Here is a 17,844-nt window from a genome sequence, read left to right as displayed (position 1 = left end):
CCTCTTTCTTTAGAATTAGCTATTAATAAAACAGCAAGCTAAGTGAATAAAAAATCCCGGTTCCCCGTGGGAAAGGCAAATTCAATAAAATGGGAAACAGCACGATGGATCCGGCAGTTGCCAGAATGCCTGTCAGCAAAGCACGAATATAGCTTTTCATTCCAAACAAAAGCGCCATCACAAAAATTCCCAGAATCGTCGCGGCAATAAAACCAACATAACCAAGAATAAAGGTATAGATTGCAAGAACGGCAAACAGGAGGAAAAACTTTTTCGGATGAACAAGCTGTTCTTCGTTTTCTGTATCTTCTGAATCACTGTCATTTCCCTTTATATTTTGAACATTCTTCACCTTTAGAGCCCTCATCAGCAGGATAACCGATAGAATTAGCATCAGGATCATTAAAGCCGCCGGCCATGTTCCTGCTGAAATGAAATTCCCTGTCCTATTTTCCACCTGGAGTGACATGACCAGAAAGAAAGACGAAAAGACGATCATGATTATCGAAAGATTTCGTTCCAGCTGCATTTCTTATCCCCCCCAAAATTCACTAAGTTAATTAGAGGAGGCAGTGAGCCCCCCAGAGATGTTAATCACACTTCATTTCTTATCCGCTTAAGAATATTTAAAGTCAGGCTTCCGTTTTTCTAAAAATGAGCGCACCCCTTCCCGATAATCCTCAGAAAGAAACGAATCAATGACAAGCTCGGCTGTTTCAGGTGAATCTTCAGCAGATCCGGCAAGCACTTCATGAATGATTTTTTTTGAACCCCTGACTGACAGCTGAGCATTTCTGCAAATTAACTCTGCATATCTGACCGTTTCCTCTTTAATGGCTTCTGCAGGATAGATCCGGTCGATAAGGCCAATCCGATACGCTTCCCCGGCATCCAGAAGCCTTCCCGTGTAAAGAATATCTTTGGCTTTCGCCGGGCCGACAAGATCTACAACATTTTTGGTTCCCGGTGTATTGTATACTAGGCCAAGTTTTGCTGGAGTAATGCCGAACTTGCCCTGTTCATCAGAGAATCTAAAGTCACAGGCAACCGCAATTTCACATCCGCCCCCAACACAAAAACCCTGTATCATGGCAATCGTCGGCTTAGATGCATCCATGATTGATTTTTCTGCAATCATAGTAGCCTTGTTATACTTCTCAGCGCCTTCTGCGGTATACCTTAACGTCTTAAATTCACTGATATCTGCGCCTGCTGAAAAAGCAGCAGATCCAGTCCCTTTAAAAATGATTACTTTGACATTGGCATCATTTTCGCATTCCACAATCAGCTGCGGAATCCTTAACCAGATTTCATAACTGAGGGCATTCCTTTTATCCGGCCGGTTGAAGCATATAAAGGCAATTTCTCCTTCAACCTGAAGGTAAACCGGTTCACTGTACGTCTTATCCCCGCTGAATGCTTTCAGATTCTTAGACATATCACAAACGACCTTTCTGCTATTTTTTATTCAGGATGGGCTTTTCATCCAGGGTCTTCACAGCCCCGGCTTTTGTTAAATTTCTTATGGACTCTTCGTCATAGCCCAGACCATTCAACACTTCAATCGTATCCTGTCCGAAGAGCGGAGAAGGAGTTTTCACCTCACCAGGTGTTTCTGAAAATTTTGAGGGGATGCCAATCATCTTCATTTTCCCGATTAATGGATGCACTACTTCCTGAATCATGCCTCTGGCTTCATAATGCGGATCCTGAACCGCCTCAGCAAAGTTGTTGATTGGTCCCGCAGGCACTCCTGCTATTTCACAGAGATCAATCCAATGCCTTGTATCTTGATGCATTAAAACTTCCTCTATATCTTCTTCCAATTCACTCACATGTTTGTTTCTCAATAAATTGGTTTTATAGCGCGGATCTGTCAGCCATTCAGGCTTTCCGGCAACGTCCACGCAAAACCTTTCCCAAGTCCTTTGATTGGCACACCCAAGCATCATATAACCTGATTTGGTCTTAACTGCCTGGTAAGGAGCAGACACACGATGCCGCCAGCCGGTTGCCTCCGGTATCGTTCCTTCTGCAAAATATGCTCCTGCCTCCCACGTAAACCATGGAAGCCCGATTTCCGCCAGAGCTATATCCACATGCTGTCCTTCCCCTGTCTTCATCTTATGGATATAGGCGGCCAATATCGAATAGGCTGCAGTTATGCCTGCCCCAATATCATAAACAGCGATGCCCGATTTCATCGGCCGCATTCCTTTTTCACCGGTCATGCTCATAAGGCCTGTCATCCCCTGGGCTACCAGATCAAACCCGCCTTTATGGGAATATGGGCCGGTCTGCCCATACCCTGAAATGGAACAATACACTAAACCAGGATTAATGTTCTTTAGGCTTTCATAATCTATGCCAAGTGATTTTGTTACACCAGGACGGTAATTTTCGACCACAACATCTGCTTCCTTAGCCAACTTATAGAATATTTCTTTTCCTTCTTTGGCTTTAAGATTCAATGCTATGCTTTTTTTATTTCGGTTAATTTGAAAAAAGCAAGTGGATTCCCCATTTACATATGGCCCCATTTGGCGGGAATCGTCTCCGCCGTTCACTTTCTCCACTTTCATAACTTCCGCACCGAGATCAGCAAGGACCATTGTACAGTACGGGCCAGCCATAATTTGCGATGCATCAAGGACTTTCATTCCTTGTAATGGTCCCATTCAGAACACCCCATTTGAAAATAATGTCTCGGAAGTGAGGCCCGAATTGACCGGCAGCTGTTCATTTCTATACATTCCTAATTTGTGCATGTTATAATAAAATCGATTTTTTAAGACGGGAGGGCATTTCTATTTTGGCGAGTGGAGATGCTCCCCTTTTTTATTGACGGATCATATTTGTCCCGCGCTCCAGATCATTGCGCAGATGGTTTTCTGCAGATTGATAAACAGCTATGTTGTCCCGGGCTTTAAGAGCATGAAGGATTTGGCGATGTTCCTTAAGAATTTCTCTATTATGCTCGTTGTTTTTTAGGATATTGGCCCGGTAAAGCAAAAGAAATGAACGTACTTGCTGCAGCAAGTGTACTGCCCGCTTGTTTGGGCTTGCTTCCAAGAGCCGATCATGAAACTTTGCATTCAATTCAAGTAAATGAAGATGGTTGCCTGCCGTAAAGGCATCTTCTGCTCTTTCAATGATTTTTTCGATAACATCTAACTTCTCATCTGTAATCGTTTTCATAACAAGTCCCATTATTTGAGGCTCAAGCATGATGCGAGTTTCGTATAGATCCTTAAAATCGGCTTCATTCAGTCTCACAATAGTCAGCCCCAGCTGATCCTGAACCAGCAGTCCTTCTATTTGCAGCTGGCGGAGAGCCTCTCGTAAAGGGGTCCGGCTAATATTGTATTTTTCCGCCAGGTGAGAAACATTGATCTTCTCACCTGGTATTAATTCACCAGACAAAATGGAACTTTTTATAATGTCATAGATTTGCTGATAAAGCGGCTGCGTAAATTCAGGGCTTGCACCATTTTTGACTATCCTCCTTCTTTATCTTTCAGAAGAAATGAATTTCCTGGTGTTGTATACTGTGTGCTGTATTCTGGATACAGCTTCTAGGGCGATCATATCTGCCATTTGGAAAGGCAGTCAATAACCTGAACAAAAGTTCTCATGATTATATAAAACTAGTTTGCCTTCGACAAAATCCTCAGCAGCCTATCGAGCAAATCTATGAAAATCCATCATTTAACTGGCAGAGAGGCAAAAGGCAGATATCCTGCCTTTTTGCTTTGAGATTATTTCATGTCGTTTAATAGAGAGCCGTAGGTGTCTATAAGCTTCTCAAATTCTGCATTATAATCTTCTGAGTTTAGCCAGCCATCCCTAAGGTGCAGGTAATTGGCTTCTTCATACTCTTTATAGTCAGGACGATCTTTCGCTTCCTCAAGGGCTTTTTCAAGCGCTGAAATAATTTCCGGCGGTGTATCTGCGTGGACCATGAAGCCTCTGCCCTGGCCGTCTGTTACATCAATCCCCATTTCAGCTGAAATCGGGACGTCCTCGAAGCCTTCCATTTTCTCTTCAGTAAAGGCAATCAGCATTTTAATATCTCCGCTTTCCAGCTGGGCAATTGATGGGCCAGGCTCCTCTGCAATGACATCGATATGTCCCCCGAGCAGGGCTGCTGTCATCTCTCCGGAACCTTCAAATGAGATATAATTAAACTTTGTTCCAGTGGCTTTTTCAAACTGTTTGACTACCAGTTCATCAAAGCCCGCTGAACCTGTTCCGCCAATCGTGATCTCGCCGGGTTTTTCCTTAGCCTGTGCGATAAGATCATCAATGTCTTTGAACTTGCCATCGCTTTTTACTTGAAGGGTCATGGTATCATTTTGGACCCTTCCGACAGAAGTTAATTTGCTCAAATCATTTTTTTCCACACCTGCTGCAATATTTACGGGATGATTGGATGTTGCAGACCAGATGGTATAGCCGTCAGCAGGCTGCCTGGCCACATGGTCAGCGGAATTGATTCCCGCGGCACCAGGCATATTCACAACATTTATGTTTACACCGAGAATATCTTTAAGTTCTTTTGCAATGGCCCTTGCAAAATTGTCACTTCCGCCGCCCGCACCAAAGCCAACAATAATTTCAATCTGCCGCTCGGGATAATTGCCGCTGCTTTTCTTTTCCTCCGAGCTGGCACCCTGAGGTGAAGAATTACATGCCTGCAAAAAGAATACCAATGCAATGGCAAGAGACAAAAACGAAATCCTCTTTAATTTCATGTTATTTTCCCCCATATTAAGAAAAGTTTTAAATTTCTGTAAATTTAACGCGTAATTAATCCCTATAAAAAACAATAATTTTCTGATATGGATCTATTCCCGAGTCAGGATAGTCACCTCCCTATGTATGAAATGTGTCATTAAAGTACATTGCAATTTTTGTGCCGAAAAGCAAAAAACTTGATTATTTTTTTTGAAGGCAACCAAAATAGTAAGCGGTTTCAAATTAAATGGGACATTCACACTTTTAATGTATTCCATTTCTGAGTTCCTTCAGATACCCTTATTAGTCATGTTTGTTCTCATTTGAAACAAATTGTCCGCTCATTTGTTTCAAATTGAAACCTTTATTGTTCTTTTGCAGATTCAGCCCTTTCAATTGATTCCATCAGATAGTCGGCAACATGCTTCGTTTCAATCTGACCTTCCATTCCTTCGCGGTGAACACCCAGTTTCATTTGGAGGAAACACCCAGGATTGGCTGTAATCAGAACAGCAGATTCTGTTTCTTTGACTCGGGACATTTTCTTATCCAATATTTCGTTCGCAAGTTTTGGCTGCAATAAATTATAAATTCCGGCTGACCCGCAGCAATATTTCTTTTCAGGAAGATCCACATACTCTGAGTTTGGAATTTCCTTCACCAATTTAGCTGGTGCATCCTTCACTTTCATCACATATTGCAGATGGCAGGAAGGCTGATAGGTTACTCTTTCGCCTCTTCCGGCAGTTTCAGGCATTTCGCCTTTTTCATATATGATCTCACTGATATCCCTTATTTTGGCTGAGAATGCTTTTGCCCTCTCCAGCCAATCGGGATCTCCCCGGAATAAGTCCGCATATTCCGCAAGTGCCGCTCCGCAGCCTCCGGCATTTGTAATAATATAATCAATATTAGCTTGTTCAAAAGCCTGTATATTCGCTTTTGCCAATGCAATGGCCTTGTCTTTTTTTCCGCTATGATGGTGCAGTGCTCCGCAGCACATCTGTGCTTTAGGTGTAACCACATCAAAACCAGTCTTTGACAGCAGTTTAATAGAATTATCATTCGTTTCTCTGAACATGACATCCATAATGCAGCCGTGGAAAAAGGCTACCCGGCCACTTGCCGGCATTTCTTCATTAGCCCTAGGAGTAAACTCGGGATGGTGCTTCCTTCCTGAAGGCGGCAAAATGGAAGGCGTAATCCTTTCCATCTGCCTCATCTGCTCAGGGAAGAATTTCAAGATGCCCAGTCCTCTAGTTACAGACTGAAGTCCGCTTTTTTGATAAAACCACAGAAGATTGCCAACAGTATTAAGCCTTTTTTGGTTGGCAAGAACATGATCAAAGAAGTAATCTTTAAAAGTCCGTGCGGGATATGCAGGTTTTTTTATATCCGTTTGAACAGGAGTTTCAGCCGCTGCTGCTATTCGCTCCTTTGCGAGCATGACGATATCAGGGACCTGAACATCGATTGGGCAAGCATCCACACAGGCTGAGCATAACAGACATCGATCAAGCTGATCTTTGATTTCCTGATTTACGGGAATATTGCCCTCAATCAGACTTCTTGCCATCAATACTCTTCCCCTGGGACCATCTGCTTCCCTGCCGGTGATATTCAATGTAGGGCAAACATTGCGGCAGGCACCGCAGCGCACACAGGTTTGCATGGATTCTTCCGCCGTCAGCAATTTCAATTTCCATTCACCTCCATCTAGTTAGGCAGTGCCATCTTGCCTGGATTCAGAATATTATTTGGATCAAGCGTCTTTTTAATTGCCCGCATTACTTCCATGGCAGCACCATGCTCAACATCCATATATTTGGCACGGACAATTCCCACCCCATGTTCAGCGGTCGTCGTTCCTTCCATTTTGATTGCCAGTTCGTGAATATCGTCGATCATTTTCTGCACATTTTCCATTTCAATTTCATTGTTCATGTTCACTACCGGTCCGGTATGCATATTTCCATCGCCAACATGGCCGTAAATTCCGCAGATAATTCCATATTGTTCTGCAATATTATGAATCTCCCGAAGCGTTTCAGGGAGTCTCGAAATTGGCACACAAATATCCTCGCCGCCATACACCCGGAAACCGCCCGGCTTCAATAGTCCAACAGCAGCACCAACAAGCTTTCTTGCCTGCCAGAGCTTTTCACACTCTTCCGGCTCATCGCTGAACTTTATATAATTCGTAAATTTTTCAACCACCTTCCTGAGCCGGTTTACCTGAGAGGTTACCTCCTCCTTGGCACCATCCACTTCAAAAACAAGTATAGCTTCATTATCCAGGGGAAGATTCAGCTCAGGCTTCATCATGTTGACAGCCTTCGTACAATTGAAGTCCATGATTTCAATGGCAGAGGGCTGCAGGCCTGAAGAAAAAACAGCGTTAACCGCCTCTCCTGCATCTTCCAATCTTTCAAATGAGCAGAGGACAATTCCTCTTGTGACGGGGAGCGGCAATAATTTCAGGCGAAGGCGGGTCACGATTCCAAGTGTGCCTTCCGAACCGATCATTAAGTGGGCAAGGTCGTACCCGGAGACCGATTTAAGAGCCTTCGATTTAGCGCCGCCAGTCACAATGATGTCACCAGTGGGCAGTACGACTTCCATTCCCAGGACATAATGACGGGTAACACCATATTTGACTGCTCTCAGTCCGCTTGAATTGTTGGAAACCATGCCTCCCACTGTGCACATATTGGCGCTGCCCGGGTCAGGAGGGAACCTTAATCCATAGGGCTGTAAAGCCTCATTTAAATCATTTTGGATGACTCCCGGCTCAATTATCACCTGCATATTCCTGTGATCAATTTCCAGTATTCGGTTCATTTTTGATAAATCCAGCATAATGCCGCCTTTAACCGGCACGGCTCCGCCTGTTTGTCCCGTGGCTGCCCCTCGAGGGTATAAAGGGATATTAAATTCGTTGGCCAGCCTGACACAATCACTGACCTCTTCAGTTGACAGTGCAATAACAGCCACTTGAGGCAGTTTCGGACGGAGCTGTGTTTCAAAGGATGCATCATAGGAGTAGGTCATCATATCAGTGCAATTGGTTAATAGCCGGTCGTCTCCGAAGATATCTCTTAATCGGGAAATGACATTTTCATCCAGTGGAGGCGGTGTCATGGTTTCGTTCATTATTTCTCCTCCTTACAAACTATTTATTTTTCTCCAGAGGGTCGTTCTGCCGATCCCCAGAATCTTTGCTGCTTCTGTTTTATTGCCGTTTACCTGCTTCAGCACGTTCAGAATATACTCTTTCTCATAGTTTTGAAGCTTCGTTTCTTCATCAAATTCTTCATTATTACAGTATTGTTTAAGCTCATGCAACTTGGTAAAATCTTTCCCGCCTGCTGCCAAAACAGTTTCAGAATCAATCATATTTTCAGGGGAAAGGATCATTGCTCTTTCAACAATGTTCCTGAGCTGGCGTATATTACCCGGCCAATGATAGCTTTGCATAATTTTCATAGCTTCAGCAGTGAAACCTTCAATATTTCTCCGAATGCCCGGTTCCAATTCTTTTATAAAAAAATTGCATAACACTGGAATATCAGGTATCCTCTCACGCAAGGACGGAATTGGGATGTCAAGAATATTGAGGCGATAATACAAATCAGCCCTGAAGCTCCCATCTTCGACCATCTTCTCAAAATCACGGTTTGAAGCAGCGATGACCCGAATATTAATGGGGATCACTCTTTCATCCCCAAGCCGCATCACTTCGCCTTCCTGCAAGACTCTAAGGAGCTGGGCCTGGAGGGATTCAGCGAGTTCGCCAATTTCATCAAGGAAGATGGTTCCCTGATGAGCCAATTCAAATAAGCCTGTTTTCCCTCCCTTTTTCGCTCCCGTAAAGGCTCCTTCGACGTAGCCGAACAACTCGCTTTCCAGCAGGTTTTCAGGAATAGCCGCACAATTCACAGCAACGAATGGCCCTTCCGACCGCTTGCTGAAGCTATGGATCAAATGCGCGAACACTTCTTTTCCCACACCCGTTTCCCCCGTCAGGAGAATAGTAGAATCCACCTGTGAATATTTCTTCACCTTTTGGATCGCTTTTTGATACATCTCACTTTCCCCGACAATATTATTTAAACTGTATTTCGTAACATGGCCGCGGTGAAGGAGCTTTTTGCGGATTTCCTGCTCCTGCTGCTGAAGTCTATGAACCTCCTGAAACGTACAGACAGCCCCAAACACCTTTTGCTCGTGCCTGATGGGTATTCGATTTGCAACCACTTTTACCCCATTGGCATCCTGGATGCGGTTCAGCTCTTCCTTACCAGTCGAAAGAACTTTTTTCATTTGTGAATTAACGAGAATATCATCAATCGACTTACCGATAACCGAATCATAGGGCAGGTTTAAGATGCTGTAAACGGAAGGATTGCATACTGTAATAATCCCTTTTTCGTCCACAGCAATTACACCATCAGCAATAAAATCCAGAATTGCCTGGAGCTCCTTCGTTCGCTTCAGTTCTGTCCGCCTCACATCAATGAGGCTCCTTGCTTCATGAATGGCCTGGATGACCGATTCCACTCCAGACGTTAATATCACAGTTTGTATCGAATCATTTTTAACTCTGTTCGTAAAAATACTTTTTCCAATCAGGACATCAATCTCTTTTTTGCTGAGAGCTTCAACGGCTGCTTCAGCTTCCTCAGGTACTATTACGGTATGTTTCTCAATCGAAAGGCCCAGAACAGATTCAATTGTTTCGATTCCTTGCAAAACATCCCGGGTGTCAGCTATCCCAACCTTCTGTCCGAGTTTTTGTGCTTCTTTGATGGTTCGGAGCAGGTCATATCCGGTTATGGGAATCTGTACGACGGGTATGCTAAGGTCGGACTCAATGAGCTTTAATCCCATGGTTCCTCTGCTGATGATTACTTCTGCTCCGGCTTTTTCAAATTCTTTAGCAGCTGCAATAGCATTTCGGAAGGTCACTTTTCGTATAGCGACATCTTCTCCTGTTTTTTCCGCAGCTTCCTTTGATACCTGTATCAGCGCGTCAATTGGGGTTAGAATGGCAATTTCGGACATCACTTCACCTCATTTTCCTTTTTCTCTTGGACAAGTTTTATTATTATATTAAGTTAATCTTATCAGATGCCAAGGAAAATTTCGGTAAGTTTTCACAATAATCAGTCTATTTATTAAATAAATTAAATCAGAATCGTTTCTGACTTTATTTTAATCACGCTTTCAACCTGGCCAAACGGGCCCCCTGGTGAACATATCCCCGCTGCTGTGCCGGAAAGCTGAAAAAAACGGGACAGATCCTTGAGATCTTCATCATTCAGCTCATCAAAAACCGTTCCGCCTAGAATTACTGCATTTCCTATTAAACTGTCATCAAAAATGTCGAGCAGATGGCTGCAGAGCATTTTACCGTTTACATTTCCGCTTAAAGCTCCGTTGACTTCAATATAAGCGGTTTCAGGTATGAACATACTAAATGATCCAGTTGCCAGGCAAGCCGCCATTGAGTCCGGCGAGATGACGATGGGAATGGCCCCCCGTCCGCCCAGACACTTAATACCCTCATCTATACCTGCAATGACCATTCCATTCATCGGAATATTTTCTGTCCGGAAATATTGGGACAAGTCACAATCTATTACTCTTATTCCTTTTCCAGTACAGAATCTGAGAATGTCCTCAACTTCTGCATCTCTAGGAGAAAAAAGAATCCGGGCTGGATTTTTGGCGTTTTTGCAGCCCAGTCTGGTAAATGCTTTGATAACATTAAGTGAATTTTGGCCGCTGACGAATAGGCAATCTGGTGTCACATTGATCTGATCCCCTGGAATAACTGAAGGCAGATTTGCCAGTTCGGCGAGTCGTTTTTCAAATATATTCACCGGGCTCACGTCTCCTTAGGACCTGCAATTTAGCAGTATGGATTTTCGAGCCAATGCCGCTGTGCCGCGGAAACTCCTGCACCTAACTCCACTTCGTGTCCGCTCTTCTTTAAAGCAAGCTCCATTGCAGCAAACATCTTCAGCATATCTGCTGCATCTGTATATCCCATATGGCCCAGACGCAAAATCTGATTTTTCACCTTTCCAAGACCGCCGCCCAATGCGATATGGAATTCTTCCCGCATCATCTTTCTGAATTCATCGGCATTATTTAATTTTACGGCTGTCAAGGTTGGACTGGCAGCCGAATCATCCACAAGCAATTCAAGACCTAATGCCCGCACCCCTGCCCTTGTCATATCCCGCAGGGCAGCATGCCTTTTGTACTCAGCTTCTATTCCTCCGCTTTTTTCTATCATATTGCAGGCCTCAAGCAGCCCGCACACAAGTGATATATTCGGCGTATAAGGCGTTCCAGTCCCAGATTCCAATCCTTTTTTATAAAGTTTGAGGTCAAAATAAAAGGATGGGCACTGATGCTTATTCACAGTGTTCCAGGCTTTTTCACTCAATGTAATTAATGCAAGGCCTGGCGGCAGCATTAACGCTTTCTGACCACCAGTTGCCACAATATCAATGCCCCACGCGTCCATAAATAAAGGCGTACCGACTATTGAGCTTACGGCGTCTACAAGGAATATGGCATCTGTTTCTTTTACAACGGCCGCTATTTCTTTAATATTGTTGATTGCAGAAGTAGATGTTTCACAATGTGTCGCGAAAACAGCTTTTGCCTCAGGATTTTCCTTTAATGCTTTTCTCACCTCTTCAGGATCAACAATATCCCCCCAATCTGCATCGACCCGGACTGTTTTGCAGCCGATATGGTCTGTAATTCCCTGAAGGTACTCACCAAAATAGCCGACTACGCAAAGGATAATTGTATTATTGGGACCAACCGTGTTAATAATAGCTGTTTCAAGAGCGGAAGCTCCGCTTGAAGTAAGCGGGATCACCAGGTTTTCAGTCTGGAATATCATTTTGGACTTTTCAGTGGTTTCCTGAAGGACATCCTGGAAGGCTGGATTCCGGTAATCCATCATGGGATGATCGAAACTTCTTAACATGGCACGCTGTATTTCTTTCGGAACCTGAACGGGCCCCGGCAATCTTAAATCCAATTTTTCTTCAAACATAGCTTCCTCCCCTTATCGATTCTGATTTATATTTTGCTAATGAGTTATGTTGCAATTTCCGTGCCAAGGTTAAATGTCTTTTGTACAAAGGTTTGTTTGTTAGAGGAGTGTTTCAGCGTTTCGTTTTGGAACGATGTGGAACAGATGGTGGAACAGTGGTGGTGTGAGAAAATTTTCATGTGATGAAATGGGTTCTTCTTTTGGGAGGGTGTTACCGTAATGAAGATGATTTTTTGGGGATATCCTGATTCCGTATTTTTGGCAGCGGTTATGACGACTGATTTTTATCTGTCTTCTAGTTAGGGTGTTGATTTAAGTGATTATAACCATTTTCTCTATACAAGCTCCCTCAATTTCGGCGTTATGCTGCGCGATTAACTACCATTTTTCTTTACTGCTATTTTTTTCGGCGATAATCCATGCGATTAACTACCATTTTCGCTTTACTGCTCTCCATTTCGGCGTTATTCTGTGTGATTAACTACCATTTTCGCTTTACTGCGCTCCATTTCGGCGTTATTCCATGCGATTAACTGCCAGTTTCGCTTTACTGCTCTCCATTTCGGCGTTATTCTGTGCGATTAACTACCATTTTCGAGTCAAGCCCACTATTTTGTGTAAATTCATTCCTAGGAAAAGGCAAGTCTCTTGATTTTGTGAGCAAATATACTGCAGCTTTTCAATCACTTTCTCAATAATTAGTTACTTCGAAAATTATGAAACAACAAAAGGCAGCCCCATTCTTTCGAACAGGCTGCCTTTTTTACATTATTAATTTGGTCGTTCTAGGAAATCTTTTTTAATTCATCTGTTAAGCGGATGAATTCTTCTTTGTTTCGGCTAGTCAGTGCTACATCAATTTTTTCACGAAGCTTTTCTTTTCGGTATTCCTTAAGAGCTTGATTTAGGACTTGTTCTGCTAACAATGACACGTTTTCCTCAGACTGTTGCGGCGAGTTAAGTAGACGTTTTTCCATTTAAAATCAACCCCTTGACCTTTTTTCTATTGTAACAGAAGTTTTCAGATTATTCAAATCATTATTTACTGGAAATTTTGTCAGCAGCTGCTAAGCTTGTTACATACAATGTACCCGGTAAGTGAACAGTTTAAACAAAATACAAAAAAGCTGACTCATGAGAAGAACTAATTCTCTCACAAGTCAGCCCTCTTATCCTTTGGCTGATTCTAGTATGCTCATTACATTTTGTACAGACTTAACTGATTGATCAAGGGCTTTTTTTTCATCGGCAGTCAATGGAATTTCAATGACACTTTCTATTCCATTTCCGCCCAGGATTGCAGGCACTCCCAGATAGATGTTACTGTATCCATACTCACCTTCCAGGTAGGCTATTGAAGGCAGGATTCGTTTTTTATCTTTCAGTATCGCTTCAGCCATCTCGACCATTGAAGCTGCAGGAGCATAATAGGCACTTCCCTGGCCAAGCAGATTTACAATTTCTCCTCCGCCTTTTCTGGTTCTTTCCACAATCGCTTCAATCCGGTCGGCAGGGAGAATTTTTTCAAGCGGAATACCGCCAGCATATGAATACCTCACCAGCGGAACCATGTCATCTCCATGACCGCCCAGGACAAAACCAGAAATATCTTCAATGGAAACTCCCAGCTCTTGGGCCACAAACGTATTGAATCGGGCGGTATCCAATACTCCCGATTGGCCGATTACCCGATTCTTCGGAAAACCAGTGGTTTTATAGCAGACATATGTCATGGCATCCACAGGATTACTTAAGACAATGATATAGCTTTCCGGGGCGTATGTTTTAATATTTTGAGAAACCTCTATCATAATCTTCTCATTCACAGCGACCAGATCGTCCCGGCTCATTCCCGGCTTTCTTGGCATTCCAGCTGTTATCAATACTAAATCTGCATCTTGAATATCCTCATAGCTTGATGTGCCGGTTATGCTGGCATTGAAGCGCTGAACCGGCCCGGCTTCAAGCATATCAAGTGCTTTGCCTTTTGTTGGGTTTGTCTGTGAAGGAATGTCAACTAAGATTATGTCTCCCAATTCTTTTTGGGCCAGCATCAGTGCTGCCGTCGCACCCGTAAAGCCTGACCCGATAACGGCAATCTTTCTTCTCTTAAAAGTCATGGCCGTTCCTCCATTTCATCATACTAGTGGAGTACTCTATTTTTCTTCAACGCTATCTGGTTCCTCGGCAGATATCTGTTTCTTTTTGCTTGCTCCCTTTTTTACGGAGATTGGTTCAGGAGCTGCTTCTTGTTTCATTTCCTTTGGTTTCCTGTCATCTAATAAAGCTTTCTTTATATCTTCATCAGGATGAGGTATAACATGTGCTGACACGAGTTCACCCACTCTGGCTGCTGCTTCTTTTCCTGCATCCACAGCAGCCTGAACAGCACTTACATCCCCCTGAACCAAAACCGTGACTAAGGCGGCGTCCACTTTTTCCTGTTTCACTAAAGTAACATCGGCAGCTTTCAGCATGGCATCCGCTGCTTCAATGGAGCCAATCAGCCCTCTTGTTTCAATCATGCCAAGTGCTCTTGCCATCCTATTTCACCTCTTTCTTTTCAACATCAACAGAATCGATAATTCCAATAATCAATGCATCAATTGGCAATCTTAAATTCCCGGACATGTTTGAAGCCGAACTTCCACGCGTAACGAGAACTTGATCACCAACTCCTGCCCCAATACGGTCAACCGCAACGAATGATTTTTCTGCTGATAGTCCATGAGGCTCGACAACCAAAAATTTCAGGCCAGTTAAATCATCTTCTTTTCTTGTGGCCCATACATTGCCGATTACCGTTCCCATTTCCATGTATTTTCAGCCCCTTTTGTATCCATAACAACAATGCTTTTTCCCAATTCCCTTGCTGTATCACGTGCTAAAGGTGTTATAATGGTCTGTTTATCTGCGAATATTTCATTCATTTTGCTTTCCTGAATATCTCTTTGAGTAATCAGCTTCTTTGAGTCTGGCTTACCAGTATTGATAGGCTTTGGAGCTGCAAAATCCTCCAGGCTGTTGATTTCAACCCCGAACTTTACCAGCTTTTCCTTATACTCCATTAGAGTTGAAAAATACTCTCCGTTAGTTTTTTTCTCTCCATTCAGGATTTTATAAAGATTTGTTTTCGGAAATAAGGTGACAGGGACATAATCAATAATACAGGCTGAGAGAAGCTCGCTTTCCGGTGTATCACAAATGCCCAGTGCCCCTTTCACGAATAGGTCCTGGGAAGCATCAAGAAAAATAACCTTCATTACAGTATGAAGCTGGGCTTCTTCACTAAAATCATAGGGAAGTACATTCCAGTTTTCTTCTAACACTTTTAATATATTTGAATCGACTTTCCCTAAATCCCCGACTGCGAGGATATTATGTTTAATTGTTGAATTTGGAGCTGATTTGGCACCTAATAAATTTTTCACTACTTCTTCAACTATTTTTTCAATTAACTGCCGGTCAATCATAAGCGATCCTCTTGCCTTATTAACCTGCCTGCTGTTTTTCCGGCAATCAGTCCTGCATTGGCTTCATCAGTATCAATATGCATTTCAAGTCTATACCGGGGAGAGATTCTAATTAACACATTTCCAATGGATATTGGACGTTCTCCCTCTGCCTCAACTGTGACGTATTCCCCATTTTCCACACCGAAAGCTTCAGCATCTTCCGGAGCCATATGAATGTGTGCCTTTGCAATAATCAGTCCTTCTTTTTTGTATAGGCTGCCCTTGGGTCCTATCAGTGTAACAGGCGAAGATCCTTCTATATTCCCAGATTCGCGAAGCGGGGGTTTCAGCCCCAGCTTGATCGAATCTGTACGGCTGACTTCTACCTGGGTCATATTGCGCGCAGGACCAAGAATGCGCACTTTTTCAAGGCTTCCTCTTGGTCCTGCGATGGTTATGGTTTCATTAGCAGCAAATTGGCCAGGCTGAGATAAATCAGCTTTTTTTGTAAGCTGATAGCCTGTTCCAAAAAGAATCTCCAAATCTCTTTGACTTAGATGACAGTGCCGGGCAGAGACAGCCATTGGAATTGAATGATCTTTTCCTGAGGAACCTTTTAGCCTTGAGACGATTTCCTCTACAATCGATTGAATGGCTTGCTCGTTCATGGTTTAAGCTCCTAACTTAGTAATCTTGTGTTAAAGCTCGGCATCAATTTTTGGAAGAATGCTTTCCAATTCGTTATGAGGACGAGGAATGACATGAACAGATTTCAATTCTCCAACACGCTGTGCTGCTGCAGCTCCCGCATCTGTTGCCGCTTTGACAGCACCTACATCACCGCGCACAAGGACTGTTACAATACCGCCTCCTACATGCACCTTTCCAACCAAATGAACATTCGCAGCCTTCACCATCGCGTCAGCAGCTTCCACTGAAGCAACCAGCCCTTTAGTTTCAATCATTCCTAATGCAGTTAATTCTCTAGCCATTTTTATTTCCTCCTAATTAGTTAGTTTGATATTTTTTCATCACTTGATTGACCATGTCGGCAATCATCTTTGTATCTACTTCGCCATCTGGCGATACTTGCTGAAGAACTTGACTAACAATATGATCAACATCCCGGCTGCCGGCTTGTTCTTTTTCCGCTATAGAAGAAGGTGCTGCCGGTTTTGGGATGGTGACTTCTTTCGTACCATAAGCCATTCTTTTAATGTTGATCAGGTGGCGAACTGTCACATTATCAGAGGTAATGTTGCCGCCGAATGAACCGCATCCCAGAGTCAGAGATGGCATCAATCCGGTTGTCGCCCCAACAGCACCAATCGAGGACAGCGTGTTGACCATCATCCTCGAAACAGGCATTTCCAGGGCAAAATCCTTCGCCACTGCATCATCATTCGTATGAATGGAGAAGCTATGCCCTCTTCCGCCCAAATTGAGAAGCTGCAGGCAGATTTCTTTTGCCTCCTGGCAGCTTTCCGCTGTATAAAGCGCAAAAACCGGAGACAGTTTTTCAATTGAAAATGGTATGTCTTTGCCTACTCCAGTTTCTTCAGCAATTAAAACTCTTGTATCTTCAGGGACTTGGATACCAGCCATGGCTGCGATTTTAACAGCACTTTGACCGACGATATCCGGATTCAGCTTTCCCGGTGATGGCGAAATGACTTTTTCCAAAGCCGCTTTTTCATCCTTATTTAAAATATAAGCCCCATTATTTCTGAGTTCTCTCATAGTCATTTCTTTGATGTTGCGATCGACTACGATCGATTGTTCAGTAGCACAAATCGTTCCATTATCAAAAGATTTACTGTCAATAATCATACTTACCGATTGGGCTATTTTAGCGGTCTTTTCTATATAGCAAGGCACATTTCCAGGTCCTACCCCATAGGCAGGCTTGCCTGAGCTATACGCAGCCCTGACCAGTCCGCCGCCGCCTGTTGCCAAAATGAGATTGATGTCGCGATGCTTCATTAATTCGCTTGTTGCACTCATGGAAGGCTTTGAGATCCATCCAATCAATCCTTCAGGTGCTCCTGCCTGTATGGCTGCTTCATTAACAATTTTTAAAGCTTCAACAGTACATTTCACTGCCCTTGGATGAGGGCTCACGACAATGGCATTTCTTGTTTTCAGAGCAATCAGCGCTTTAAAAATGGCTGTTGAAGTAGGATTGGTCGTTGGAATGATGCCTGCAATGACACCGTAAGGATAGGCAATTTCTGTTACTTTATTTACCCGGTCCTCACGTATTATGCCTACAGTCTTTTCATCTTTAATAGACTCATAGACAGCCTTGGAACCGACTTCGTTTTTAATTTTTTTGTGCTCGACTATGCCCATCCCTGTTTCCTCTACCGCCATCCGGGCAAGGTAAAGTGACTTGGCATAAGCAGCATCAGCGGCTTTTTTGACGATTTCGTCGACCTGCTCCTGAGTAAAGGCCATATACTTTAACTGTGCTTCCTTGGCCAGCTTTACAGCATTCCGCATTTCCTGCATCGATTGAAGATCATGATCAAATTGCAAGATTCCCACGCTCCTTTCGGGATATTTTGAAAG

At 43.4% G+C, this 17,844-nt stretch carries 18 protein-coding genes; all 18 read right to left on the bottom strand.

Annotated elements, in window-relative coordinates:
- Nucleotides 1–22 precede the first annotated feature (22 nt).
- On the bottom strand, nt 23–529 hold the full coding sequence (locus tag JI665_RS11690) for a tripartite tricarboxylate transporter TctB family protein (protein ID WP_206839543.1): 507 nt from the start codon (nt 527–529) through the stop codon (nt 23–25).
- An 87-nt stretch (nt 530–616) separates the two neighbouring features.
- Nucleotides 617–1,438: an enoyl-CoA hydratase-related protein gene (locus JI665_RS11685; RefSeq protein WP_206839542.1), complete on the bottom strand. Its 822-nt coding sequence runs from the start codon at nt 1,436–1,438 to the stop codon at nt 617–619.
- A 19-nt stretch (nt 1,439–1,457) separates the two neighbouring features.
- Nucleotides 1,458–2,678 carry a CaiB/BaiF CoA transferase family protein gene (locus JI665_RS11680; RefSeq protein WP_206839541.1) on the bottom strand — a complete coding sequence of 407 codons (1,221 nt, stop codon included), beginning with the start codon at nt 2,676–2,678 and terminating at the stop codon, nt 1,458–1,460.
- Between the two features lie 160 nt (nt 2,679–2,838).
- Nucleotides 2,839–3,450 carry a GntR family transcriptional regulator gene (locus JI665_RS11675; RefSeq protein WP_312886188.1) on the bottom strand — a complete coding sequence of 204 codons (612 nt, stop codon included), beginning with the start codon at nt 3,448–3,450 and terminating at the stop codon, nt 2,839–2,841.
- 308 nt (nt 3,451–3,758) lie between these two features.
- Entirely contained in the window at nt 3,759–4,754 is a 996-nt protein-coding gene (locus JI665_RS11670; protein ID WP_206839540.1) for a tripartite tricarboxylate transporter substrate binding protein, read from the bottom strand.
- Between the two features lie 347 nt (nt 4,755–5,101).
- Nucleotides 5,102–6,436: a (Fe-S)-binding protein gene (locus JI665_RS11665; protein WP_206839539.1), complete on the bottom strand. Its 1,335-nt coding sequence runs from the start codon at nt 6,434–6,436 to the stop codon at nt 5,102–5,104.
- Nucleotides 6,437–6,453: 17 nt separating this feature from the next.
- Nucleotides 6,454–7,890 (bottom strand): FAD-binding oxidoreductase, encoded by a 1,437-nt coding sequence (locus JI665_RS11660; protein WP_206839538.1) that lies wholly within the window; start codon nt 7,888–7,890, stop codon nt 6,454–6,456.
- A gap of 12 nt (nt 7,891–7,902) precedes the next feature.
- Nucleotides 7,903–9,801, bottom strand: coding sequence for a sigma 54-interacting transcriptional regulator (locus JI665_RS11655; protein WP_206839537.1), 1,899 nt, complete (start codon nt 9,799–9,801; stop codon nt 7,903–7,905).
- A gap of 122 nt (nt 9,802–9,923) precedes the next feature.
- Nucleotides 9,924–10,622, bottom strand: coding sequence for a hypothetical protein (locus JI665_RS11650; protein WP_206839535.1), 699 nt, complete (start codon nt 10,620–10,622; stop codon nt 9,924–9,926).
- A 29-nt stretch (nt 10,623–10,651) separates the two neighbouring features.
- A complete protein-coding gene (locus tag JI665_RS11645) occupies nt 10,652–11,818 on the bottom strand; it encodes a pyridoxal-phosphate-dependent aminotransferase family protein (protein WP_206839533.1) in 1,167 nt (388 codons plus the stop codon).
- Nucleotides 11,819–12,603: 785 nt separating this feature from the next.
- Nucleotides 12,604–12,795, bottom strand: a complete 192-nt coding sequence (locus JI665_RS11640) for an IDEAL domain-containing protein (RefSeq protein WP_206839531.1) — start codon at nt 12,793–12,795, stop codon at nt 12,604–12,606.
- Between the two features lie 192 nt (nt 12,796–12,987).
- Nucleotides 12,988–13,938 (bottom strand): malate dehydrogenase, encoded by a 951-nt coding sequence (gene mdh / locus JI665_RS11635; protein ID WP_206839530.1) that lies wholly within the window; start codon nt 13,936–13,938, stop codon nt 12,988–12,990.
- Between the two features lie 36 nt (nt 13,939–13,974).
- Nucleotides 13,975–14,361 (bottom strand): BMC domain-containing protein, encoded by a 387-nt coding sequence (locus JI665_RS11630; RefSeq protein WP_206839529.1) that lies wholly within the window; start codon nt 14,359–14,361, stop codon nt 13,975–13,977.
- 1 nt (nt 14,362) lies between these two features.
- A complete protein-coding gene (locus JI665_RS11625) occupies nt 14,363–14,635 on the bottom strand; it encodes a EutN/CcmL family microcompartment protein (RefSeq protein ID WP_206839528.1) in 273 nt (90 codons plus the stop codon).
- The gene (locus JI665_RS11620) at nt 14,617–15,291 is read right to left on the bottom strand and encodes a hypothetical protein (RefSeq protein WP_206839527.1); all 675 of its coding nucleotides are present in this window, start codon (nt 15,289–15,291) and stop codon (nt 14,617–14,619) included. Before JI665_RS11620 ends, JI665_RS11625 begins: the two co-directional genes overlap by 19 nt.
- Complete coding sequence (locus JI665_RS11615) at nt 15,288–15,941, bottom strand: phosphate propanoyltransferase (RefSeq protein ID WP_206839526.1); 654 nt, start codon at nt 15,939–15,941, stop codon at nt 15,288–15,290. The genes JI665_RS11620 and JI665_RS11615 overlap by 4 nt, the downstream gene beginning before the upstream one ends.
- A gap of 30 nt (nt 15,942–15,971) precedes the next feature.
- Nucleotides 15,972–16,265: a BMC domain-containing protein gene (locus JI665_RS11610; RefSeq protein WP_009334386.1), complete on the bottom strand. Its 294-nt coding sequence runs from the start codon at nt 16,263–16,265 to the stop codon at nt 15,972–15,974.
- 16 nt (nt 16,266–16,281) lie between these two features.
- Nucleotides 16,282–17,811 (bottom strand): acetaldehyde dehydrogenase (acetylating), encoded by a 1,530-nt coding sequence (locus JI665_RS11605; RefSeq protein WP_206839525.1) that lies wholly within the window; start codon nt 17,809–17,811, stop codon nt 16,282–16,284.
- Nucleotides 17,812–17,844 lie beyond the last annotated feature (33 nt).

Origin of the sequence: Bacillus sp. NTK034 (assembly GCF_017303275.1) — a bacterium.
In the GTDB taxonomy this organism is placed as follows: domain Bacteria; phylum Bacillota; class Bacilli; order Bacillales; family Cytobacillaceae; genus Cytobacillus.
This window is presented reverse-complemented; position numbering and strand designations above follow the sequence as displayed.